This is a genomic window from Candidatus Enterococcus ikei, assembly GCF_017316105.1.
Lineage (GTDB): Bacteria > Bacillota > Bacilli > Lactobacillales > Enterococcaceae > Enterococcus_L > Enterococcus_L ikei.
On record NZ_JAFLWD010000006.1, the window covers coordinates 112,206 to 134,938 of the forward strand.

25 protein-coding genes are annotated in these 22,733 nt (G+C 36.0%); 6 read left to right on the forward strand and 19 right to left on the reverse strand.

Translation table 11 applies throughout. From position 1 onward, the window contains the following. Window positions 1-81: 81 nt before the first annotated feature. The 11 genes from JZO69_RS02290 to JZO69_RS02340 all read right to left on the reverse strand — a co-directional run bounded on the left by JZO69_RS02290 (window position 82) and on the right by JZO69_RS02340 (window position 9,505). Window positions 82-627 carry a hypothetical protein gene (locus JZO69_RS02290; protein ID WP_207111285.1) on the reverse strand — a complete coding sequence of 182 codons (546 nt, stop codon included), beginning with the start codon at window positions 625-627 and terminating at the stop codon, window positions 82-84. Next, window positions 627-947, reverse strand: a complete 321-nt coding sequence (locus JZO69_RS02295; protein WP_207111286.1) for a collagen-like protein — start codon at window positions 945-947, stop codon at window positions 627-629. The genes JZO69_RS02290 and JZO69_RS02295 overlap by 1 nt, the downstream gene beginning before the upstream one ends. Further along, on the reverse strand, window positions 944-1,174 hold the full coding sequence (locus JZO69_RS02300; RefSeq protein WP_207111287.1) for a hypothetical protein: 231 nt from the start codon (window positions 1,172-1,174) through the stop codon (window positions 944-946). The genes JZO69_RS02295 and JZO69_RS02300 overlap by 4 nt, the downstream gene beginning before the upstream one ends. Then, window positions 1,174-2,049, reverse strand: a complete 876-nt coding sequence (locus JZO69_RS02305) for a phage baseplate upper protein (protein ID WP_207111288.1) — start codon at window positions 2,047-2,049, stop codon at window positions 1,174-1,176. Before JZO69_RS02305 ends, JZO69_RS02300 begins: the two co-directional genes overlap by 1 nt. A gap of 25 nt (window positions 2,050-2,074) precedes the next feature. Further along, a complete protein-coding gene (locus tag JZO69_RS02310) occupies window positions 2,075-4,885 on the reverse strand; it encodes a phage tail spike protein (protein ID WP_207111289.1) in 2,811 nt (936 codons plus the stop codon). Beyond that, complete coding sequence (locus tag JZO69_RS02315) at window positions 4,882-5,649, reverse strand: distal tail protein Dit (RefSeq protein ID WP_207111290.1); 768 nt, start codon at window positions 5,647-5,649, stop codon at window positions 4,882-4,884. The genes JZO69_RS02310 and JZO69_RS02315 overlap by 4 nt, the downstream gene beginning before the upstream one ends. A gap of 13 nt (window positions 5,650-5,662) precedes the next feature. Further along, window positions 5,663-8,041: a phage tail protein gene (locus JZO69_RS02320; protein WP_207111291.1), complete on the reverse strand. Its 2,379-nt coding sequence runs from the start codon at window positions 8,039-8,041 to the stop codon at window positions 5,663-5,665. 13 nt (window positions 8,042-8,054) lie between these two features. Next, window positions 8,055-8,339: a hypothetical protein gene (locus JZO69_RS02325; protein ID WP_207111292.1), complete on the reverse strand. Its 285-nt coding sequence runs from the start codon at window positions 8,337-8,339 to the stop codon at window positions 8,055-8,057. 68 nt (window positions 8,340-8,407) lie between these two features. Beyond that, on the reverse strand, window positions 8,408-8,749 hold the full coding sequence (locus JZO69_RS02330) for a tail assembly chaperone (protein WP_207111293.1): 342 nt from the start codon (window positions 8,747-8,749) through the stop codon (window positions 8,408-8,410). Between the two features lie 55 nt (window positions 8,750-8,804). Then, window positions 8,805-9,314, reverse strand: coding sequence for a phage major tail protein, TP901-1 family (locus JZO69_RS02335; protein WP_207111294.1), 510 nt, complete (start codon window positions 9,312-9,314; stop codon window positions 8,805-8,807). Next, window positions 9,311-9,505 carry a hypothetical protein gene (locus tag JZO69_RS02340; RefSeq protein WP_242586492.1) on the reverse strand — a complete coding sequence of 65 codons (195 nt, stop codon included), beginning with the start codon at window positions 9,503-9,505 and terminating at the stop codon, window positions 9,311-9,313. Before JZO69_RS02340 ends, JZO69_RS02335 begins: the two co-directional genes overlap by 4 nt. Before the next feature lie 276 nt (window positions 9,506-9,781). Here JZO69_RS02340 and JZO69_RS02345 point away from each other — a divergent pair, with 276 nt between their 5' ends. From JZO69_RS02345 to JZO69_RS02355, 3 genes are read left to right on the forward strand one after another with little or no spacing between them, the layout of a single operon-like run. After that, a complete protein-coding gene (locus tag JZO69_RS02345) occupies window positions 9,782-10,282 on the forward strand; it encodes a GNAT family N-acetyltransferase (RefSeq protein ID WP_207111296.1) in 501 nt (166 codons plus the stop codon). Continuing rightward, window positions 10,275-10,799: a GNAT family N-acetyltransferase gene (locus JZO69_RS02350; RefSeq protein ID WP_207111297.1), complete on the forward strand. Its 525-nt coding sequence runs from the start codon at window positions 10,275-10,277 to the stop codon at window positions 10,797-10,799. The genes JZO69_RS02345 and JZO69_RS02350 overlap by 8 nt, the downstream gene beginning before the upstream one ends. A gap of 17 nt (window positions 10,800-10,816) precedes the next feature. Continuing rightward, complete coding sequence (locus JZO69_RS02355) at window positions 10,817-11,569, forward strand: MurR/RpiR family transcriptional regulator (protein WP_207111298.1); 753 nt, start codon at window positions 10,817-10,819, stop codon at window positions 11,567-11,569. A 24-nt stretch (window positions 11,570-11,593) separates the two neighbouring features. On the opposite strand, the gene JZO69_RS02360 is transcribed toward JZO69_RS02355, so the two are convergent. The 5 genes from JZO69_RS02360 to JZO69_RS02380 form a co-directional block, all read right to left on the reverse strand. Continuing rightward, on the reverse strand, window positions 11,594-12,922 hold the full coding sequence (locus JZO69_RS02360; protein ID WP_207111299.1) for a 6-phospho-beta-glucosidase: 1,329 nt from the start codon (window positions 12,920-12,922) through the stop codon (window positions 11,594-11,596). A 179-nt stretch (window positions 12,923-13,101) separates the two neighbouring features. Further along, window positions 13,102-13,623: a GNAT family N-acetyltransferase gene (locus JZO69_RS02365; RefSeq protein WP_207111300.1), complete on the reverse strand. Its 522-nt coding sequence runs from the start codon at window positions 13,621-13,623 to the stop codon at window positions 13,102-13,104. Further along, window positions 13,620-14,093, reverse strand: coding sequence for a tRNA (adenosine(37)-N6)-threonylcarbamoyltransferase complex ATPase subunit type 1 TsaE (tsaE, locus tag JZO69_RS02370; protein ID WP_207111301.1), 474 nt, complete (start codon window positions 14,091-14,093; stop codon window positions 13,620-13,622). Before tsaE ends, JZO69_RS02365 begins: the two co-directional genes overlap by 4 nt. Window positions 14,094-14,215: 122 nt before the next feature. After that, window positions 14,216-15,196 carry a phosphate acetyltransferase gene (gene pta / locus JZO69_RS02375; protein ID WP_207111302.1) on the reverse strand — a complete coding sequence of 327 codons (981 nt, stop codon included), beginning with the start codon at window positions 15,194-15,196 and terminating at the stop codon, window positions 14,216-14,218. Between the two features lie 156 nt (window positions 15,197-15,352). Further along, window positions 15,353-16,033, reverse strand: coding sequence for a uracil-DNA glycosylase (locus JZO69_RS02380; protein ID WP_207111303.1), 681 nt, complete (start codon window positions 16,031-16,033; stop codon window positions 15,353-15,355). A gap of 188 nt (window positions 16,034-16,221) precedes the next feature. Between JZO69_RS02380 and JZO69_RS02385 the strand changes: the two genes are divergently transcribed. Both JZO69_RS02385 and JZO69_RS02390 read left to right on the forward strand, forming a co-directional pair. Continuing rightward, complete coding sequence (locus tag JZO69_RS02385; protein ID WP_207111304.1) at window positions 16,222-17,091, forward strand: Cof-type HAD-IIB family hydrolase; 870 nt, start codon at window positions 16,222-16,224, stop codon at window positions 17,089-17,091. A gap of 41 nt (window positions 17,092-17,132) precedes the next feature. Next, on the forward strand, window positions 17,133-17,651 hold the full coding sequence (locus JZO69_RS02390) for an LURP-one-related family protein (RefSeq protein ID WP_207111305.1): 519 nt from the start codon (window positions 17,133-17,135) through the stop codon (window positions 17,649-17,651). Between the two features lie 26 nt (window positions 17,652-17,677). Here the strand turns inward: JZO69_RS02390 and JZO69_RS02395 are convergent, their stop codons facing one another. From JZO69_RS02395 to JZO69_RS02405, 3 genes are all read right to left on the reverse strand, one after another. Then, window positions 17,678-18,247 carry a GNAT family N-acetyltransferase gene (locus JZO69_RS02395; protein WP_207111306.1) on the reverse strand — a complete coding sequence of 190 codons (570 nt, stop codon included), beginning with the start codon at window positions 18,245-18,247 and terminating at the stop codon, window positions 17,678-17,680. Between the two features lie 225 nt (window positions 18,248-18,472). Continuing rightward, window positions 18,473-19,642 (reverse strand): 3D domain-containing protein, encoded by a 1,170-nt coding sequence (locus JZO69_RS02400; RefSeq protein WP_430733249.1) that lies wholly within the window; start codon window positions 19,640-19,642, stop codon window positions 18,473-18,475. A gap of 229 nt (window positions 19,643-19,871) precedes the next feature. After that, entirely contained in the window at window positions 19,872-20,717 is an 846-nt protein-coding gene (locus tag JZO69_RS02405) for a putative ABC transporter permease (RefSeq protein WP_207111307.1), read from the reverse strand. A 296-nt stretch (window positions 20,718-21,013) separates the two neighbouring features. Here JZO69_RS02405 and JZO69_RS02410 point away from each other — a divergent pair, with 296 nt between their 5' ends. Then, window positions 21,014-22,732, forward strand: a complete 1,719-nt coding sequence (locus tag JZO69_RS02410) for an ABC transporter ATP-binding protein (RefSeq protein WP_207111308.1) — start codon at window positions 21,014-21,016, stop codon at window positions 22,730-22,732. The last annotated feature ends 1 nt before the right edge of the window (window position 22,733 follow it).

The window sequence follows — 22,733 nt, forward strand, 5'->3', positions numbered from 1 at the left end:
AGCACAAACAACCCAAAATTGTAACTAGGTTAGTTATAGCAAATACCTATACTTAATAAAACTTAATGAATCATCGATACTCTATAGTTGCCAAGTCAGGCATACTGGTAACCAAAAATTTGTTTCAATAGCAAGAAATCCATTATCATCTCTATAGCGTTCAATCATTACTGATCTTTTTCCATTATCTAATTTCGCAAAAAACATTGCTTTTCCAGAACCTTGACTTACACAACTAACCAACGGTAAGTCATTTGGTATAAACTCTTGAGGAATTCCTTCAATAAAAGGATAATCATATATTTCTTTAGGTATGGTTGCTACGGGATTAGCTGCCGCAATTAAAGTAATGATCCCATTTTTACAACGTATTTTAGGTGCATTTACTGCATTATTACCATAGTTTCTAAAATTCTTTGCCCATTTTAACGGAATCCACCCTGTGTCTTGGTTAAACAATACATCCTTACCATTCACTGTTGGTCTTTGAGTAAAATTCTTAATTCCATTAATTGTCTCATTACCAGTTTTCTTGACTACTGCTTCATCAAAATTATCAATAGCACTTGTATGCGTCTTTGGATAAAGTAAGTTCCCTTTTTCCTCTAATTGTACGATATCTGCCATTATACTGCTCCCACCTTACTAAACGTTATTGTTGGTAATGTATCTAGTTTTTTCTTATCAGCTGCACTCATCAAACCGTTAACAGTTTGTGTTGCAGCTACAGTCGTTGTTGCATTAACTCCTGCTGGTCCTTGTGGTCCAGTTGCACCTTTTAAACCTTGTGGACCAACTGCACCCGTAGCTCCAGTTGCACCTTTCGGACCTGCTGGACCTGGATCACCTTTTTCACCTTTAATTGTTGTTAATCCTTCCACAGCATTTACATGTGTTTTAGGATAAACAACGGCTCCATCACTTTTTAATTCAACGATATCTGTCATACTGTTCCCACCTTATCTATTGTTATACTTGTGCCTTGGACACCTAAATCTTTGGCCGTTAACGTAACGTCACCCGTTTTTCCATTGATTGATGTCACACCTGTTCCTGTTGATTCGATTTTGTCTAAACCGAGAATTGCGCTGACATGTGTTTCTGGAAAAACCTGACGTTGTACACCTGATTCATCAGTTTCCATAACTTTTTTGATCTCTACTTCATTTGCCATTAAACTGAACCTACCTTTCTTAAAAAGAAAGTATTTTGTTTTTCACTATCAATTTCTGCTACGACTAAAGCCGCTGCTTCTTTTTTATGTGTCACTGTTCCTAATTTGGTTACGCCGTGATTCAAGCTAAATTTATCATCTCGGATCGTTCTAAGAATACCTGTCTCGCCGCTTTTCAACGTGAAATGAGCTTGTTTTAATTCATCGATTAGATTCAACAGATTACCAGCAGCATTTTCATTTAAAATTTCTTTAATCGTAGCAAACCACTTATCAAATTCTGCTCTTTGAGTGGTTGTCCATTGGTCATACCGCTCTTGATTCGTTGTGATCCAACCTTGAAACTCTGCAATAATACGTTGTAGCTCTTCTTTAGCCACTAAATACCAGTCATCATAAACTTCCTGACACGTTTTTATCCATTCAGTGAAATAGCGTAAGATTTCTTCAAATGTCCAAATATAGTTACTGTCTTTGATTCCCTCGCCGTAAATGCTTTCTTTGACTTGATAAGCAAAATCTCTCGTCGAAAATTGTTGTCTCCAACTTAAATCTTTTTGAAGTTCTCTAAAGCTAAAGTAAGCAGTATTTTCCCCGACATTTTGCATATCGTAATTTGTTAATGTATATTCTAATTTCCCTTTTTTGGCGTCTATAACTTTAGTGACTTTTTGCTCGGATAACCCAAGTCCAGTATGATGCCCTTGTTTGACGCAGAAAAAAGGGGTTAAATTTGAAATGTCTTTTGGTTTTCCATGTTCCGTTATTGTCACAGCCAAAACTTGCGTTCCTTCATCGAATTGACGAATCATGATTGATGGAATGTTATCGTTTGGTTGTGTGATTGATAAAAAAATTGGATATACAATTGACATTTACTCACTCCTTTCTAAAAATTGATTATTTTGGTGGGATGACGATTGAACTGATTTCGCTTGACCCGACCCAAGTTCGTTCATATCTTTCGATAATTTGCCCTTTGCCGATATTTTGCTCATATGTTTGGAAACCACCATTTGTTAAACCTCGAATGACTCCAGTGTGACCGTAAGTATAGTCGACATTGAATCCGCCAATATTTCCCCCGCGTTTCCAGTTAATTATGGCTCCTGTCATCAGGTCTTTATATTCAGGTTGATAGATAACTTTCCAGCCGACTGCTGCCCAATCATACGAGCTGCCAATATCAGCCGCAGCTTCAGTATTTCCGATTACATGACTTAAAGGATAGTTCGTTTGAGCACCTAAACCACAGCCACCCAGAAAACCTGAATATTCTGCTGGTACAGCATAACATTGACCATTGCCCCAATAGCGACCAACTAATGATTCTAAATGATCCAACCCCGCTTTGCCTGCTCCAGTTGATGGTTTTAAATCTTTAAATTTGTTAAACCATTCTTGGGCATAGCCTTGTCTTTCTGGATGTGCATTTTTAGGTCGTTCAAAATTCATTTCAAAAGCATACGCAGCTATAGCTGGGTCTGTAATTGCCTTAAAACCACTAACACTCGTTGGATTAACCGCGCCGATCCACTGCCCATTGTACATACACCAATCAATTAATTTTGCTTGCGCTAATGTTGATTGGTAATCATTTGTAATACCAGCGGCTCCAATCAAACGTTTAACGTACTCGCGACCATCCCAAGTTGGACTACCAATTAGTGGATAGCTTGAGCCGTCCCATTGCACTAAACCATAGGCTGGTCCACCGATTTGATCTGTGTCTGGATCCATCGTTCCACCAGTTTCTTGTTGAACGTTTCCTAAGATACCTGCAGCTGTGGCTTTGCTATAGCCATTAGAAGTTAGAAAACTCCACAAATCCCAAGCAAACTTGTCTGTTTGACTCGTTACTTCTGGTGGGTAACCACCACCAGTTCCACCACTACCGCCACTGCCATTCCCATTGCCGGTTATTTCTTTGCCATTTAAGAATAATTTTCCTTTAATGTTTAGATTCCCATTAATGTTTAAGTCACCATTAATTTCTCCTTGTCCATGTAATCGCCATATTTTCTTAGTTGCGTTTGATTCTTTAGGGATTTCAAACACCGCGCTTGGTGCTCTTTCTTCTCTAGAAACCGCTGAACCAATTGAAAACTGATAACCAGGAATTTGACAAACGGCAACACCGACTGGTTCTTTTGTTTTCCCATCTATTACAGCACCAATCCAAGATTCTTCTTCGTTCTTTTTTTGATTTCTAAAAGCAATGGTTCCATTAGACTGTAACTTAATTTGAAAATCATTGTCTTTCTTTGTTTGGACAGTAACTCCCTCTAATATACCTGCTTGAATAAAATCAGCATTAAATTTCCCGTCAATCGTCCAAGCAGTTTTATATTTTCCTTTATAAAAATCTCCATCAATAAAACCGATACCTTCACTATTAGCAACTAGAAAATGATCACTTGTTTCAAGTGAATCCCTATTCATCCACACCATTTGATATGGTTCACGGCTATTTGACTTTCCCGTTTCGATTCCGTTCATCAGTTTTATTGAGCCACCTTTTGCTCCACGGATAATGTCATCCTGCCACTTTGAAATTTCTTCTGAATCATAAAAAGTCATTTTCTTTTCGTCCAAAGAATCGACATTCCCTTTTAAATCAGAGGTAGCTTTTGAAATACTTTTTGTAATATTATCTCCTAAACCAGCTTCGACTTTGCCTGTTAAACGATCGATTTTCACTTTAAAAATTCGTGTTTGATAGTGATAGTTTCGATCATGACGGTGGATCGTCACGGTATTACCAATTGTATCTCCACCTAAGATTTCTGTTTTAAATTGAACAAGTGGACGAGAGTAATCGATGAGTGAATCGTATGTTTTTTGTAGTAATTTTTCTGGACTTTCTTCTTCATCAAACGTGATGACTTTTTCCCGTCTTCTCATCCCACCATTTTTTAAGGGAATGCCATACTGTTTGGTCATCTCAGGAAATTCCAGCCAATTTTGTCCTTTTGGTTTATTTAAAGGCTTACCATTGGCTTTTTTCCACTCTACATTAGTAAACTCGATTCGCTTCCCTTTGCCGTCACCAACATCTTCGCCACGACCACGACCGATTAAACTTGTATACACTTGGTTACGGTCTTGTTCTTTTACAATACTTAATGCTTTCTCACCATACGTAAAACGTTGATTGCTTTGTTCGCCAATTTCACGATAGACTTCTAGCCATTTATCCGTAATACCGATACCATCAATTTTATATTTGAATAGAATTTCGCAACCTTGTGCTTGAATATTTTTTAAAGCGTCACGTACAGAGAGAAAACGAAAATCTTCTGTTATTACAGGTAATTTAGAGTCTAGTTTACCTATGCGCCACTCTGTTTCTACCAGTAACTTTTGTATGGTATTCTTGATCGATTCGTTTTTCACTTGTACATTTTTAACAACATAGGAATCTAACTCATCAGGCGCAAAACTAATCCCAACAAAGGATAAAAGATTTTCCTCTTCGCTGTCTAAAATGATTCTGTACAAACTATAAAAAGAACTTTCTTCTTTTACAGCCATGTAAGCCGCTTGCTTTAGCTCTTCATCATAAATTGTAGATACATTTAAAGTATCATTCATCAATTCTTCTTTATTTGAAGTGATCTCTTTTTCCTGTATAACCTCGATCAACTCATTTTCTTTAACGATTCGAAGTAAATGCTGACGTTCATCAAAGAAATAAACACTTTTGGTCATAGTTGTACCTCCCGATAAGAAATAATCATCGACCCGTTGCTACAACTTATAGTTTGACCTTCTTGGATCGTAAAATTTTCAAAATCACTTTCTAAATCGAGTAGAAATGTTTGATCCAGCTTATTTACAAAAACTTTTCCTTTTAAAAAATCAAAAGTGACTTGATCACCTGCACTTAAATTGTAGCTGGTGATTTTAATTGTTTTATCACCATTTGAAATCATTAACGGTCCAAATTTTTCAATAATAACTTCAATCTTTTCAGGGGTTGTCTGATAGGGTAAATAGGTGGTGATTGTGCTATCTGTTTGTAATAATACAGAATATTTTTTTGGATCTTTACAAAGAATTTCAAAACTAGCAATAATACTATTGGTATCTCCGCGAACATCATCTGTAGTCATATATTGTCCGTGGTAATGATAATCTAAATCATCTTTAAAGCGAATTTCAACATCCGACTCTTTATAAAGCAAACGCATCAATTGACGGTATTTTTTCTGTACATCTTTTGCGTCTTTTCCAATCAATTGATAAGTCACCTTGATGGTTCGAGCGGGTAATTTTTGATTTAGTTTGATACTTCCAACCTGAGTTTCTTGAGTTTCTATCGTAAGAGACAGCATTTCCCTACCCGTTACAGCCAATGTACGATAGCCATCGATCATTTTTTCAAGATAAACACCGTCATACATCATAGCTGACGAAGGAAGGATCAAATCATCTTTATGGACTTTTTTAGTTGTGTCTTCAAAATAATACATTTTTTCCCTCCTTCTAAAATGCTAAATTGATAGCAGAATCTTGTCCCATTGCTTCTGAAATGTCTGAAACAAAAGCTTTGAATTGTTGATTGCCAAGTTTGATGTTGAAGGTTGCTGGTTGTTTTTCCACTTGTAAGGTTTGTGTGCTACTGCTGCTGGATTGTGTTGAAAGTTTTTGGACACTATCCACTTGTTGGTCAATGCTATCTAAACTTGGCAAGAATACTTTCGATGTTAAATCATCCATTGGTTTGTCAATGATATGTGTATTTCTTTCTATACCAATAGCTAATCCAGCTGGTAACATAGCACCGATTTTATCGCGCATCCATCGAGATGGGGATTTAATCTTAAAAAGACCTGCAAATTTATCTTTGATAGCTCCAGCAATTGATTTTATTGACTCCATTAAATCACTAATCTTCCCTTTTATCCCATCGATCAATCCTCGAATCAAATTCTTGCCAGCTTCTTTTATATCTGGGATTGCCTTGCCTACTGTTTCAATTAGTTTGACCATGATTTTCCCACCTGCAATTACAATTTTAGGAATACTTTCACCAATTCCTTGCACAATGGCTAAAATTAGCTGAATTGCTGCAGCTAAAATTTGAGGTAAATTCGCAAGTAAACCTTCACAAAGTTTACCTACAATCTCTACTGCTGCATCTAATAATTTTGGCAGATTTTCTGAGAGTGTACGAACCAATGTTGTAATTGCTTGTAACGCTACCGGAATCAATGCTGGTAAAACAGAAGCAATTCCTTCTGCAAGTTTTACAAGTATTTCGATTCCTTTATCAATGATTTTAGGTAAACTAGTTGTAATTTCATTTGTTAATGTATCAATAATAGAAGTCATTGTATCAATCAATTTGGTTGGGTCTTGAAACAATCCATCAACTAAGGCTGAAAGTAATTCTAAGCCCATCAAAAGCAATTGAGGTGCAGCTGTTAATATACTATTTGCTAATGTCTCAATAATCAAAAGAGCTGAATCAATTAAAGATGGCAAATTAGCGATCACACCATCTATCAGTGTTTGTAATAATGCAATTCCACTTTGAATGATCACGGGTAGATTTACTGAAATAGCTTCAGCTAATCCGGCTACTAATTGGGTTCCAGAAGTTATTAAATCAGGAAGTTTATCAATGATTCCTTGAACAAAACCTTTGATAATTTCTGGACCTTTGGTGATAGCTGTCTGAATCATACTAGAGATTTGCCCATTCATTTGTTGATCCATTAATGCAAATCCTGCAAGCAAAACGCCCAAAAATGCTGTTGGAGCAATAGCTTTCAACGCTAATCCCATAACAGAAGTTAGACCTTGAACCATAGAACTCAATGCCGTTATACCAACATTTGCTGAACCTTTTATCACATTACCAATGCCGCCTAATGTACCACTAACTACTTTTGCTGATGTTGTAGAATGTTTTCCAACGGATAACATAGAGGCACCAAAATTGGAAATATTTTCAACGATACCTTTTGTGCTTCCTGTAACGCTTTGAGTAAAATTAGAAAAGAAGCCTGTCCCTTTACTAATTTGTGCGTTTATCATGCCAAATCCTTTATATACATTTTTAATGCTTTCAATATCAAAAGAAGTAAACATCTCTGTTACACGGTCTTTTAAGGATTCAAAAACACTTTTAGATTTTTCTACTTCTGTTGCTGGTTCTTTTATAGCATTAGCAAGTACATTACCTAAATTTTCTCCTATAGAAACCAAATTATTTATAGATGAGTCAATTGATACCAGTGTACTATTCATCGCCCCACCAAACGAAGTAACAACAGACTGACTACTTGTAAAAGCACCAGTAAAAGTTGCCATATTCTGATTTATTAACGAAAACTCTGCTGTTAGTTTTTTCCCAGAATCAATCAATGTCGTAATACTAGTACTATCGATAGTTAATTCACTTTTTAAACTAGCAAGAGTCGTTTGAACATTGCTAAAGCTTTGAATCAAATTTTTAGTCTGGCTATCTAAGGAAACCAAGCTTGTATCATCAATTGTTAGATTTCCTTGAAAAGCTTGACTTAAAAATTCATAACTCTTACTAGCTTGATTTAAAGAACGGATCATCTGCATACTTTGTACAGATAATTCTGAAAAAGTGGTTCCAACAGCTGCCAATGCAGTTTGAAAACTTGCTAAGTCATTTGCAGTGATCGCTTGATTTAATGCTGTTACTTGCTTTTTTATATCTGCAAAAGGTTTCGATAACTTGCTACTTTTAGATAACGGCTTAATAAAATTGTTCAATCTCTTCGTTGTTTTACTTATTTGTTTATCTAAACTTTTTGTAACTTTCATCGACTTATTCATGGCTTGAATAAATTTTTTATTGGTTGTGGGTAATATTTCTTTTGTCATTTTTTCCTCCTTTCTATGAATTAAAGTTTGCAATCCAATCTTGGAGTTGTTCTTTATCATGATCTTTTGGCAAGCTATGCTCTTTTCCAAGAATCTTCTCTTCTGCTTTTTGATAATTAAAGAATTTTTCAAAAGTTCGATAGACTGGTTTCCCTTTGCGAGTCTGTCCCGCCATCATATTTACCCATGCTTGCAGGTGAATATTGTATTGCTGATCCAAACTCCTCAGCTGATAGGCCTTGATCTGCAACTCATACTCTGGAATTGTTAGTCGATCGATTTCATTCAAATCTTTCATATTTAAGTACCTAAGACAATTGAGTTGTACTTGAGCGTAGTTTCTTTCAAAATCATATTTATCTTGCTTTAAATTTCGGCTTCTTCCAGCATCTTGTTCACCATCATCGCTGTATATTCGGACTTTTTTAATTCATCGATTACCACTTCAAATAATACCTGAGAACCATGTTCTTCCACATATGCCTCTAAATCTTTGACTTGGATTCTTGGCTTTTCAGTTAGGTTTGCAATCAACAATGTTTCAAAAAGTGTGTCAACATCTGATAAAAGCAAATTCGAAATGATTGCACCTACACCTAATTTAAGCTTCATCCCCCCACGTTCAACCGAATAACGCTGATTCACTTCTTTTAAAAATCCATAACCAAATTTAAAATTAAATAATTTATCATTAACTGTAAGTTCCATAATCTTCCTCCTATTTTTTAAGAGGTTAGTTTTACTAACCTCTTATCTATATAATTTATTCAGCTGTTTCCACTTTTACAGTGTCTTTAAATTCATAATCGCCGCCTTCAGAAGTATCCAATTCTAATGCTGCAAAACCATTCTTACCAGCACCTTCGATTGCCCATTCTAAAGAGTACTCAACTTTATTTTCTGCTGAATCTGTTTCTTCAAACGAAGTAAAGAAGCCTTCAAAATATTTTGCTTTGTATTTACCTTCGTCTTTGCCAGTACCAATTTCTTTGGTATTAATACGCCAAATTTGAACACGTTTATTTTCATCCATTGCTGTTTCTAATTTATCGATTTGAGTCGAACCGATTTTGTATAACGTTGTGGCAGTTACTGTTGTTTCAGTTGCGCCTGGTGTCACCACACTACCGTCTTTGGTCACAGTTGATTCACTTTCTTTTGATTTTGAATAACCGTTTTCTGTACTATAGGCTAAGCCCCACGCACTTTCATTTCCTTCGTCTTCGGCTAAACGAAAACGCCAAACTACATCTACTCCACTTAATGCTGTCATATGTTGATTTCCTCCTTAGTATTTTGTTGCTGTTTTAGTTCTTTTAATTGAGAAGCAAGCTGATTTTTTCGTTGTTGTTCTGCTTTCACTCTTTTTTGCAGTTTTTTGATAACTTTCAACTGTTTTTTTATTGTCTTATCTTGCTGCTCAAAAGTTAAATGCCGGTTACTATCCAAATAAACACCGTTCAATTTCGCGTTGACATCTCCTCTCATTTAAAGTCACGGGCGACTTTGATAAATGAACTATTACAGCTGTTATTACTTGACGAGCCTAGTATACAAAGAAATACCCATCACAAACTCCCTGTTTTCTGTTAAGATTATCCCAACTTTCTTTTACTTTCCTGTCACCATTTGGATTCTTGACACTTATTTTTTGCAGTCTTAACCACTTACTATGGTAGAATAATAGAAGTTCTTCCTGTTTTAGTTCAGGAAAATCATGTGTAAAGGGGCGTGCTAATCATGTTGTTACAAAGATATAACGATGGTTTTGCAAAGATGATCCAGCAATATCAATTAAATGACGAACAATTACTTTTTACTGGAACTCCGGAAATACCTATCCAAATTTCTCAGTCAACCCCTGCTATCCACCCAATTTTAGGAATAGACAACAACCGATTGACTAATTTTTTTGTTTTAGATGAAAAAAAAGATGTTGAGTTATATACAACAAATAAACAAGCAATTTTATTAAGAACCTTCTCCACTGATGAACGCTATCAAGGACAAGGCTATGCAAAAGCAGTATTACACGCGTTACCTGAATTTGTTCGGCTAAATTTTCCAGATAGTACAGAGTTGATTCTTGCTGTAAATAAAAAGAACATCGCAGCTCAAACCCTCTATGAAAAAACTGGCTTTCAGCGCTTAGAAAAAATTGTCCAAGGAGAATTTGGTCCGTTGTATGTTATGAATAGGAAGTTAGATCTTGCTAAAAAGGAAACGACAAGCAATGACTAAAATAATAATCGAAAATAAGCTACTTTATTTAAGAGAATTTACTCCCGATGATTTTGGGGATTTATGTTTGATTTTACAGGATGAGGAAACGATGTATGCCTATGAATCAGCTTTCTCTGAAGAAAAAGTAAGAGATTGGTTGAACTGGAATTTAAAAAGTTATCAAGAAAATGGCTTTGGTCTATGGGCTATTATCGATCAAAAAAGTAAAGCCTTTATCGGCCAATGTGGCATTGTTTATTCTGATGTAGAAGATGAATCATTATTAGAAGTCGGCTACTTGGTTAACAAACGCTATTGGAATCAAGGCTACGCAACTTCTGCTAGCCAATTATGTATTGCTTATGCAAAAGATGTATTAAACGTTAAGAAAATTTGTTCGATCATTCGAGATACAAATCTCTCCTCTCGAAAAGTTGCTGAAAAAAATGGAATGACTATTATCAAACAATTTGATAAAGATTATTCTGGTTTACCAGTTCGACATTTTGTTTATAATATTGATTTAAATAAGTAAGGAAAGTAGTGGATATCTTGTTATTTTTAGATCATAGTCCAGATTTAAGTCCTATCGACTTAGAAATTTATAAATATGTTGCATCTCACATCGATGAAGTAGTTTACATGCGCATTCGTGAGTTAGCCAAAGAAACCCATAGCAGTACCGCCAGTATTTTGCGGTTTTGTCGAAAGTTTGAGTGTGAAGGGTTTTCTGAATTTAAAATAAAATTGAATTTGTATCGAAAATCGTTAGCTGAACCTGTTACGACGCATGCCGTGGATGAAACGTCTTTTACTAATTTTATCCAACGATCGACCGAAGCTTTTTATCAAGAACGAATTCAAGCAGCGGCGAAATTGTTGTCCGAAAAAGATCTTGTTTTGTTTATTGGGACAGGATCATCAAATATTATCGCTGAATATGGTGCGCTGTATTTTTCATCTATTTTTAGTATGGCCTTTCATATTGAAGATCCAATCAATCACCCTGTAAACTTTTTCAATAAAAGTATGGCGAAAAATGTTTGTGTGATCGCCCTTTCTGTTAGTGGTGAAAATGAAGCAATCATTAATTATCTGAATCATTTTATTACGAACGACAGCTCGGTCATTTCGATCACGAATAGTGAAAAATCTCCGATTGCGGCTCTTTCAGATGTAAATATTCCATATTATATTTCAACGGAAAGAATTGGAGACAGCGACATTACGTCTCAAGTTCCTGCATTGTATACAGTGGAATACTTGGCCAAAGAAGTTCAAAAACAAAAACAAGACCACTCATAAAAATGAGTGATCTTGTTTTCTAGTTTATTTAGTTTCTTTAAAGAATGCAGGTAAATATTGTTTATGTGCTTCTAATAATTCATCCATGACTTCTTTAGCAACATCACCACTAGTGATCAGTGGATTCATCGTAAATGCTTGTAGCAACGTACCATAATCTCCTGTAACAGCTGCTTCGATCGTTAATTCTTCCATTGATTTCATCACTTGTAGTAAACCACGTTCTTGTGGTTTAAAGCTACCAAAGTTATAAGGAACTGGACCTTTTCCAGTGATCGTACATGTTACTTCTACTGCACTTTCAGCTGGTAAATCTGTGATTGTGCCATTATTCCTAGTGCTGACAGTCATCGTTGTGCGTTTATCATTGTGAATTGAGTTGATAATTTCACACGCTGCATCGCTGTAGCGAGCGCCGCCGCGTTCTGCTAATTGTTTTGGTTTGTAATCTAAATTAGGATCTTTATATAGTTCAAATAATTCATGTTCGATTTCTTTCACTTTTTCAGCGCGTGTACCGTTGTTTTTAAAATCTTCCAATTCTTCGGCTAACATTTTATCTGTGTAATAGTAATAATTGTGGTAAGGACAAGGAACCATGTGTAAGTTTTCTACTTGTTCCCAAATCAAATTATTGTCTTTGATATTAGCTACGATTGATTTTGCATCGTCTTGTCCATACATCACTTTGATTAGCTCATCTGTACGGTCTTTACCATTTTTATCTGTGATCGTATGCCAATGTAAATGATTGATCCCAGCAAACTGGAAGAACAAGTCACTATTTTTTTCACCTAATAATTCAGCTTCTTCAAAGACCGCATTAACTGGAATATTACATAAACCGACAACTTTATCCCAATTACCATAACGTAAAACAGCTTCCGTTACCATTCCCGCTGGGTTTGTAAAGTTGATCAACCAAGCATTTGGACAAAGTTCTTTCATATCTTCTACAATATCTAAAATCACTGGAACAGTTCTTAACGCTTTGAAAATCCCACCAGCACCATTTGTTTCTTGTCCAATCAACCCATGACTTAATGGGATACGTTCGTCTAGAATACGAGCATCTAAAAGTCCAACACGTAATTGAGTTGTAACAAAATCAGCATCTTTCAGTGCTTCGCGACGATCCAATGTTAAATGAACTTCGCAATCAACACCAGCGGCTTTGACCATCCGTTTAGCCATAGCCCCAACGATTTCTAGCTTTTCTTTTCCGGCTTCAATATCAACTAGCCATAACTCACGTACAGGCAATTCATCATAACGTTTAATAAATCCTTCAACTAATTCTGGTGTGTAACTTGATCCTCCACCGATCGTAACGATTTTAATTCCTTTTGACATCTCGTTCAGCTCCTTAAGCGTTTTATCTGATATCAGTATAGCCTTTTGCTCAGTGAGAATATATAGAAAAGAAGAAAGTGGTTACATAATAAAGGAAGAAGTAACTCGTAACATCTGAGTAACAAGACGTTACAAAAAAAGCATTGAACACCGTTTCATGCTCAATACTTTTATTTCTCTCAATCGATCATCATGCTCATCAAGTGAACATCTAAAAATTCACCTTCATCGGTTTTCGCCCCGCGCGGCATGATTGCTTCTGTTTTAAAGCCCATTTTTTCGTAAACATGGACTGCACGTTGATTCCGATGTTGCACAGTTAATTCTAATCGGCGAATCACTTCACTTTCTTTCGCCCATAAAATCAGCTCGTCCATCATCAAACTACCTAAACCAAAGCCCCAAAAATCTTTCAAGATACTGATCCCGATCTCACCAATATGCTCCATCCGTTTTTTCGATGATGCCTTGACAGAAGCCGTACCAATGACTTTCCCGTCTGCTAAAGCAACAATCAACACATTGTTCGGTGATTCATATAGATTTGCTAAGTTCTCGCTCATCTCGTCTGGTGTCATTTCCATCCCTTTTTCATCCATTACAAGATAAGGTGTCTCACTACCAATAACTTTTAATGCATGCAAAATCTCTGCTGCATCATCTGGAATAGCTTCCCGAATTGTAAATTCAACCTCTGTCATGCACGTTCCTCCATTTTTTTCTGAATGCGTTCTAAAAATTTTTCTGCTTGTGATCCGTTTGCTTGAATCGATGCTATTCTTTTTTCAAGACTTTCTGGATCTTTTGCGATCATAATATCTAAGTAGTCTGTCGGTAAAAATTCACCTAATAATTTTCCCCACTCAACAACAGATAAACCATCACCTTCAAAATATTCATCTAGTCCAAGATCATCCGCACCATTTTCGATACGATATACATCCATATGATAAAGTGGTAAACGTCCTTGCTGGTACTCACGAATGATTGTATAGGTAGGACTTTTGATCATTTGATCGATTCCTAAACCTAAAGCAATTCCCTTAGTCATCGTGGTTTTACCTGCACCTAAATCACCAGAGAGAATGATCGTGTCACCTGGCATTGCGACAGAACCAATGATCTTAGCTATAGCTTCTGTTTCACTTGGATCGTTAATTAGTATCTCCATTTGTTCACCTACCCATTTGTTTAAACTTTCTATGTAGTGTAGTATACCGAATTATTGAAAAAAAAACTAGAGAATCAAAACAAAACGCTAATCGCTTTGTTTTGATTTCCTAGTACTCGTAATTAGTTCATCAATGTTTGTGCAGCAGTAATAATAGATAATTTGTAGATATCTTCTTCATTTGCTCCACGAGATAAATCAGATACTGGTTTGTTCAATCCTTGTAAGATTGGACCAATCGCTTCAAAGTTACCTAAACGTTGTGCAATTTTGTAGCCAATATTTCCTGATTGTAATTCTGGGAAAACAAAGACTGTTGCTTGTCCAGCTACAGGTGAATTGGGTGCTTTCAATTGCGCAACTGATGCAACATATGAAGCATCAAATTGTAATTCACCATCGATTTCAAGTTCAGGCGCTAAGCTTTTAGCGATTTTTGTTGCTTCAACGACTTTATCAACTTCAGGTGCTTTCGCAGAACCTTTTGTTGAAAAGCTCATCATCGCAACTTTTGGATCGATGTCGAACAATTCAGCCGTTTTGGCACTATCGACTGCAATCTCAGCTAATTCTTGCGCTGTTGGGTTTACATTGATTGCGCAATCTGCAAAGATATATTTTTCTTGGTCGCGACCACGAACCATGATCATTGCACCACTGGTACGGCTAACACCTGGTTTTGTTTTGATGATTTGTAAAGCTGGACGAACAGTGTCTCCAGTTGAATGGATCGCACCACTGACCATACCATCAGCAAGGCCCATGTAAGTAAGCATTGTACCAAAGTAGTTTACATCTTTTAAAATCTTACGTGCATCTTCATCTGTAACTTTTCCATTGCGTCGTTCAACAAACGCAGCAACCATGTCTTCCCATCCGTCATAATTGTCAGGATCGATGATCGTAAAGTTAGATGCTTTGATTCCGCGAGCATGAGCTGCTTCCACAATAGCTTCTTGTTTACCAATCAAGATTGGTTCCATTAATTCTTCTGCTTTCAAGCGAGCTGCAGCCCCTAAAATACGAGGATCTGTTGCTTCTGGGAAAACAATTTTGATGTTACGGCGAATGACTTTAAATTTTAAGCTATCGAATAATTCCACGATATACCCTCCAACTGATTATTTATACAAACTTATCATACACCATTCTTCAAGAAAATAACAGTTATTTCTAGCTGTATTAGTGTAAAAAATGCTGATTCTGATATTCTTTTCACAAACTTGCCCCACTGCACTATAACAGAACGTCCTGTTTTATTACACTGTATCAGGTAACTGCCAGTTGATTGGCGTCTCTCCCAATTGTTCCAAAGCTTGGTTCGTTTTTGAGAATGGCTTCGATCCAAAAAAACCACGATGAGCAGCTAAAGGACTTGGGTGTGGGGATTTAATAATAATATGTTTGCTCGTATCGATCATTTTGATTTTTTCTTGCGCTGGTTTGCCCCATAGAATAAATACAATTGGCTTTTCACGTTCGTTCAGTTTTTTAATAACCGCATCAGTTAAGTTTTCCCACCCTTGACCACGATGAGAATAAGCTTGTCCGTTACGAACAGTTAAAACAGTGTTTAATAAAAGAACGCCTTGTTTTGCCCAGCTCTCTAAAAAACCGTGTGAAACTGGTGAATACCCTAAATCAGCTTGAAGTTCTTTGTAAATGTTCATCAAAGACGGCGGTGTTCTCACACCTGGCTGCACAGAAAAACTCAACCCATGAGCTTGATTAGGCCCATGATAAGGATCTTGTCCTAATATCACGACTTTGACATCTTCATAAGGAGTTAATTCTAATGCAGAATAAATATGATACATATCTGGGTAAATGGTTTGCTCGCTATACTCCTTTTTTAAAAATTCTCTTAAATGTAAATAATACTCTTTTGTAAATTCTTCCTCTAAAACTTCCTGCCAACTATTATGAATAATTGCTTTCATTAGTCGCCCTCCTTCATTTGATTCTTTTTTTAGGTATTAATAATTAATAGCTTTTATTCTGACAGCTTTTTTTTACACTTTTAGCATATCGGATTTTTAATGAAGTGACAAGAGAATTTTTCTGCACTGAAACGGAAAAAACATGGTAAACTATAGATAAGTTAAATAAACGAGGAGTAGAAAATTTTATGATTAAATTAATTGCTTCAGATATGGATGGAACTTTACTGGATTCAAAAATGGGTATTTCAAAAGACAATGCTTCTGCTATCAGAGAGGCAGAACGTCTTGGAATTGAATTTATGGTCGCTACTGGAAGAGCTTATACAGAAGCTAAACCCGCTTTGGAAGAAGCAGGCATCGAGTGTGCGATGATTACTTTAAATGGGGCTAAAGTATTTGACAAAGCGGGTAATTCACTTTTCACCGCAGGTATCGATAAAGAAACAACTGCAGAAATTTTAGATATTTTAGATGCTCGCGATATTTATTTTGAAGTCTCAACTAACAAAGGAATTTATTCTGAAAGACAAGAGAAAAGAATCGAGAACTTTGCTGCACACATCGCAACAACTATGCCACATTTGACGTATAAAGTTGCTATTGCAATGGCTTCTGCTCATTTGTCTTTACTAGATATCACTTATATAGAAGATATGCGCTCTTTAATCAAACAAAACGATATCGAAGTCTTAAAAATCATTGGCTTCAGTATGGACGGTCCAAAAGCATTAGCTCCTGCAAGTACTCAAATCAGACAATTAGCAGATTTAGTCGTGACTTCATCTGCTCAAAATAATATTGAAATCAACCATAAAAACGCTCAAAAAGGAATCGCTGTTGCCCATGTTGCAAAAGATCGCGGAATTTCTGAGAAAGAAGTCATGACGATTGGTGATAATTTTAATGACGTTAGTATGCTCCAATGGGCTGATGTTAGCTTTGCTATGGGAAATGCCGAGTTGGAAGTCAAAGATCATGCTAAATATGTTACATCGACTAATCTAGAAAATGGTGTTGGTGAAGCAATTTTACGAGCTATCAGAGAAGATTTATAATCACTCAGGCCGCTAAGCAATGAAGAAATGAGGTGAGATAGGTGTCTGAGTTTTTTATTCAAGAACAACAATTAAGTAATGTTACTAGAACCATTGTTAAAGACGAAGATGGCAAGTCTCTTTTCTTACTTGTCGGACGCTGGGGAACCAGAGGTGATGCCCTCTCTCTTTACACAATGAGCGGTGAACTCGTTGCCAGTATTAGACAAACTTCATTTGCTTTTGGCTCACGTTTTGAACTCTACAAAGGTTTTGAAAAAGTTGGTGTATTACGAAAAATATTGAATTTAAATGCTGACTTTTATTATATCCAACGCTTGCATTGGACTGTTTTAGGTGATATTAGAAATCATCGTTACTCTATTTATCAAGTCAACCATAAAATTATGGAGATGAGCAAAGCAACACTTTTCTCTGGTGATTACTTTAGTTTGAATGTTACAAATGATGAGGATGCGCCGTTATGTATTTGTATAGCTGCTGTGTTGGATTATTGGTTGTATAATAAAAAGAAAAATCAGAACCAGAAGCCAAATATTGGTTGGGGCACGACTTGTTAACTAAAATAATAAAAAATCAGCGAGGATTATTCGCTGATTTTTTTCTGCATATGATCGTATAAATGTCCGCTGATCATCATTTCAGCAACATCTTTAAATCCTTTACGACTATACAGTTTCTTAGCATTAGGATTCCCTTTGTCTACACTCAATCCAATGACTTCTTTGCCATCTCTTTTAGCCATTTTTGGTAAAGCATCTAATAATTTAGAGCCAATTCCAGAGCCACGATATTTTTCATCGACCGAAATAGAATCTAAATACCATTCATTCGGCAAAGTTTCCGGATCAATAAATATTCTGATTTCTTCATCCAAATTGTATTTGCGCAATACTTTTTTTAAGGGTTCATCAATTATCGGTTCATCTTCATTTGGATATCCAAAGGCGATTCCAGCGACTTCTCCATCTTCTTCATAAACCAAACCTCGTTGATAACCGTAACGGTATGTTGGATCAGCTACAGCTTCAGCTAAGACTGCTAAGAGTGTTTCTTCTGGAATGATTTCCAATAAAGGTAATTCCATATCTTTTAAAATAACTAGAATCAACGGAGCAATAGCCTTTCCGTCTTCTTTTGTTGCAAAACGAATCATTGTTATTCCTCACTTTCTGTATTGAGTGTATCATTTATTCTTTGATAGCGCATTACATTCACTTGTTTTTTATTTTGTTTTAATAATTCAGCTTATAATATTTCTACTAATACCCTTAATTGCTTAATTTCATAAAGATATAATACTACGATATCGCTATTAAACACTATTATTCTTACTTATTAATCTACAAAAAAAGACACTCAAGTGAGTGCCTTAGTTCTTTTATTGAATTGTTACTTTAACATTATTTCTGCGTCCCCAAGTCAAACATTGATCAACTGATGGGAAATGCACATCAATAATATTCCCTTTAATTGCACCACCAGTATCCCCAGCGACAGCAAATCCATATCCTTCTACTTCAACGAATGATCCCAAAGGAATCACACTTGGATCAACTGCGATCACATTACTTTGTGAACGAAGATCGATTCCTGTTGCTGTAATGAATCCAGATCCAGCTTCTCTCCAAGAGTAAGCTGTTGATTGCATGTAAAGTACTCGACCATTTGCATTACCGTTACCAGCATTTCCACCAGTACTAGGTATTTCTTCTGGTTGTGATGGTGAAGTAATAGCTGGCGGTTCCTCACTGCTTGAGCTTGAACTGCTACTTGAATCACTAGTTGAAGATGAGCTGCTGCTTGAGCTTGATGCGGCAGTAGCCTCAGTCTTTCTTTTAGCTTCGGCAGCTGCTTCTTGTTGCTTTTTAGCTTCAGCGGCTTTCTTCTCATCAGTGATACGTTTTTCTTCTGTCTGTTTTTCGCTCGCAATTTGTTGTAATGCAGCTTGATTATCAGATAATTGCTGTTTTAAGGTTACAACTTGTTCATCCATTGCTGATGCTTCATTCTGTAATTTTGATTCGTTGGTTTGTAATTCTTCTTGTTTGTTTTTTACAGTTTCTTGAAGTTCAGACAATTTTTCTTTATCTTTAGATAGACGATCGATTTTTTCTTTTTCTGCATTTTGTAAAATGGTCATCGCATACGCTTTATTAAAGAAATCAGATACACTCTCAGCATCTAATAATACTTGCCATGTACGCTGTTCCCCACTTAGCTGGACATCTTTCATACGATTTCCAACAACTTCTTTACGGCGTGCAATACTTTGTTCTGTCACTGTAATTTCAGCTTCAGAGTTCTTGATTGTTTCTTCAGCTTTTGAAATATCCACTTTAAGTTTTTCAATTTCAGCGTATTTTTCATTAACATCATTCAAAGCTGTATTGATATCTTCACTAAGTGATGCTCCTGTTTGTGCGGCTTGTGCCTCTTTATGCTTCAGTTCGTCTAATGACTCTGCTGCGGCACCGATCGGGAGAGCAACATTTGCTAGCATGATAGCAGCTAAAAATGGTATCAATTTTTTTACTTTCACTGAATCCAACACCTTTCCTAACTAAATCCAACTCCACCTATTATACTAATCTATAAGGGTTATATTATTTCAATAGCGTTACAATTTATTACATTTTAGCGAAAACACCCTTTTTTCTGTAACATTACGGAAGAAAATACTACTTATTTTACTATCATAAAATTCGATTTTCCCCTATCGTATCAGCCTTTCTGTTATGTTATAGCACACAGAATTAACCTGTTATACTTTATTAATATTACTTAGTATTTTTTTTGTTTTTATTGATAATTTCTTGTACTTCTGAAGGATTTTTCACATTTTTAAGCTTTAATTTAGGATAATTTCTTATCCAACGTCTCTGGTTATAACTCATATGAGTAACTATTTTTTTGATTGTTGGTGTGTCTTTAAGTTCTTCTAACCAAGATGTCAATTCTGCATTTTTTACTTGCTTGCGCTCATTGATTTCTCCTGATACAGACTCTTTTAACTCAGAAATATTTACAGATAGTTCCTCACGTTTTTCATTTAAAACTGTAGACAATTCTTGTTTCCGCTCTTCAACAGCTGTGCTGATTTGAGTTGTAACCTTTTTGAATGACTGCATGTTGACTAATGTATAAATCAGATCGCTAATAATCATGACTAATAAAATAATTGGTAGAATCATGCCAAATTTCTCAGCTAAAAAAGTTTCAAATAACATCACTTTGGGATGTATCACACGCACGATCAGCACACAACCAACACCCCAAAAAAGAGATACTGGCAACGCAACACGGCCATTGATGTTCAACGGTACATCTTTATAATCCCACCAAGAAGCATGAAACAGCTTTTCCAATCCATAGCTAGTTAGATATTCTAAAATAGTTACTAGAATTGTTGATAATAAATACAAGACAATGATATTTTGTCTAAGTGGTTCTAAAAAGTAAAGAACACCTAAAATACCGAACCCATAAATTGGACAATAAGGTCCTACTAAAAAACCACGGTATACAAATTTTCCAGCTTTTAATGAGCAATAAACAGTCTCCCACAGCCAACCGATAAATGAGTAGATGAAAAATAATAAAACGATTTTAATAAATTCATTCATAGTTTTTCTCCTTTAAAATAGTATTTACTAGTTATTGTAACAAATAATCATGATTTTATGCGAGCAACTTTATTCTCATGAAGGATTGATATACAATACAATAGAAGGAAAGTTTGGCTATAGACATTACAGAGTGAAGTGAACGAAGCAACTCTAGCTTTTGTGCTATCTAACTTTACGGACTTCTCGGAAAAATGCTGAAGATTGAATGAGGCAAAAATCGTCTCAGTTGATTTTATTTATTTTTAAGTTGAAACTGGTCAAGTCCGCTATATTTTTAAATCAAGGAGGAACCTATGATCCAATTACTGAAATATGCAAAGAAGTATCGCAAGCAAATTATTCTTGGTCCATTTTTTAAATTTTTAGAAGCTTGCTTTGAATTAGTTTTGCCATTATTTATGGCTCGTTTAGTTGATCAAGGTATTCGAAATAATGATTGGTCTTATGTTGTCCAGATGGCTGGTTGGATGTTTCTAATGTCAGTTATTGGGCTAATTTGTGTTTTGATTTGCCAGTACTATTCTTCAATTGCTTCACAAGGTTTTGGAACAGAGCTGAGAAATCAACTGATGAAGAAAATCAATCAGCTTTCACATGCTGAATTGAACAGCTTTGGAACCGACACATTGATCACACGTATGACAAACGATATCAATCAATTACAGTTAGCATTGGCGATGTTGATCCGTCTCGTGATTCGAGCACCTTTTTTAAGTATTGGTTCAGTTATTATGGCTTTTTATATCAACGTACAAATGGGTTTGATTTTTCTACTCATGTTACCGATTTTTTGTCTAATTCTTTATTTCATTATAAAAACGACCGTGCCGATGTATAAAAAAGTTCAAGAAAAACTAGATTTATTAAACCGACAAATTAGTCAGAATCTAAGCGGTGTTCGGGTCATCCGAGCATTTGCTAGAAAACAAACAGAAGAAAAGCATGTCAATGAAGTAACGGATGATCTTTCTACTATTTATATTCGTGTTTCTAATATTTCAGCCTTGCTGACTCCTGCTACCACCTTAGTAATGAACCTTGGCATTTTGGCTTTGCTTTATCTTGGTGGAATTAAAGTCGAAATTGGTGGATTACAACAAGGTGAAGTGTTGGCTTTGATCAATTACATGAATCAGATGTTGCTTGCATTGATCGTAGTTTCAAATTTAGTAATCATTTTTACACGCGCTTCAGCCTCTGCATCAAGAGTTCAGGAAGTACTTTCTGTCGTTCCTAGTATTCAACCAGATCTCGATAAAACAGCTTCTGAGAATCAATCAGAAGGAATCGTGTTCGATCATGTATCATTCCGTTATCAACCGACAGCAGGATTGGCTTTGACAGATATTTCATTAAAGATCCCCAAAAACTCAATTCTAGGAATCACTGGACCGACTGGTGGAGGAAAAAGTACACTAACTCAATTGATTCCGCGCTTTTATGATACGAGCGAAGGCAATCTCTTTGTCGATGGTATCAATGTGCGTGACTGGTCTATAGAAAAACTACGCAAAAAAATTGCGATTACACCTCAAACAGCGGTTTTATTTACTGGTACAATTAGAGAAAATCTTCAATGGGGCAAAACTAGTGCGACTGACGAAGAGTGCTGGCAAGCTTTGGAAACCGCTCAATGTAAAGATTTCGTCGAAAATCTAAGTGAAGGTTTAGATACACCTGTATATGAAGGCGGTAAAAACTTTTCTGGCGGGCAAAAACAACGATTGACGATTGCTCGTGCGTTGATTCGTAAGCCAGATATACTAATTCTAGATGATTCTTTAAGCGCCTTAGATTATCAAACCGATCTAAACTTACGAACAGCTCTACAACAAGATTTAACTGAAACAACCTTGATTTTGATTTCTCAGCGGATCAGCTCGATTCAACAGGCAGATCAAATTTTAGTCTTATCTAGCGGCAAACAAGTTGGGCTGGGTACTCATGAAGAATTGTTACAACATTCCACAGCCTATCAAGAAATCGTTGCTTCACAAAAGGAGGAAGATTAAA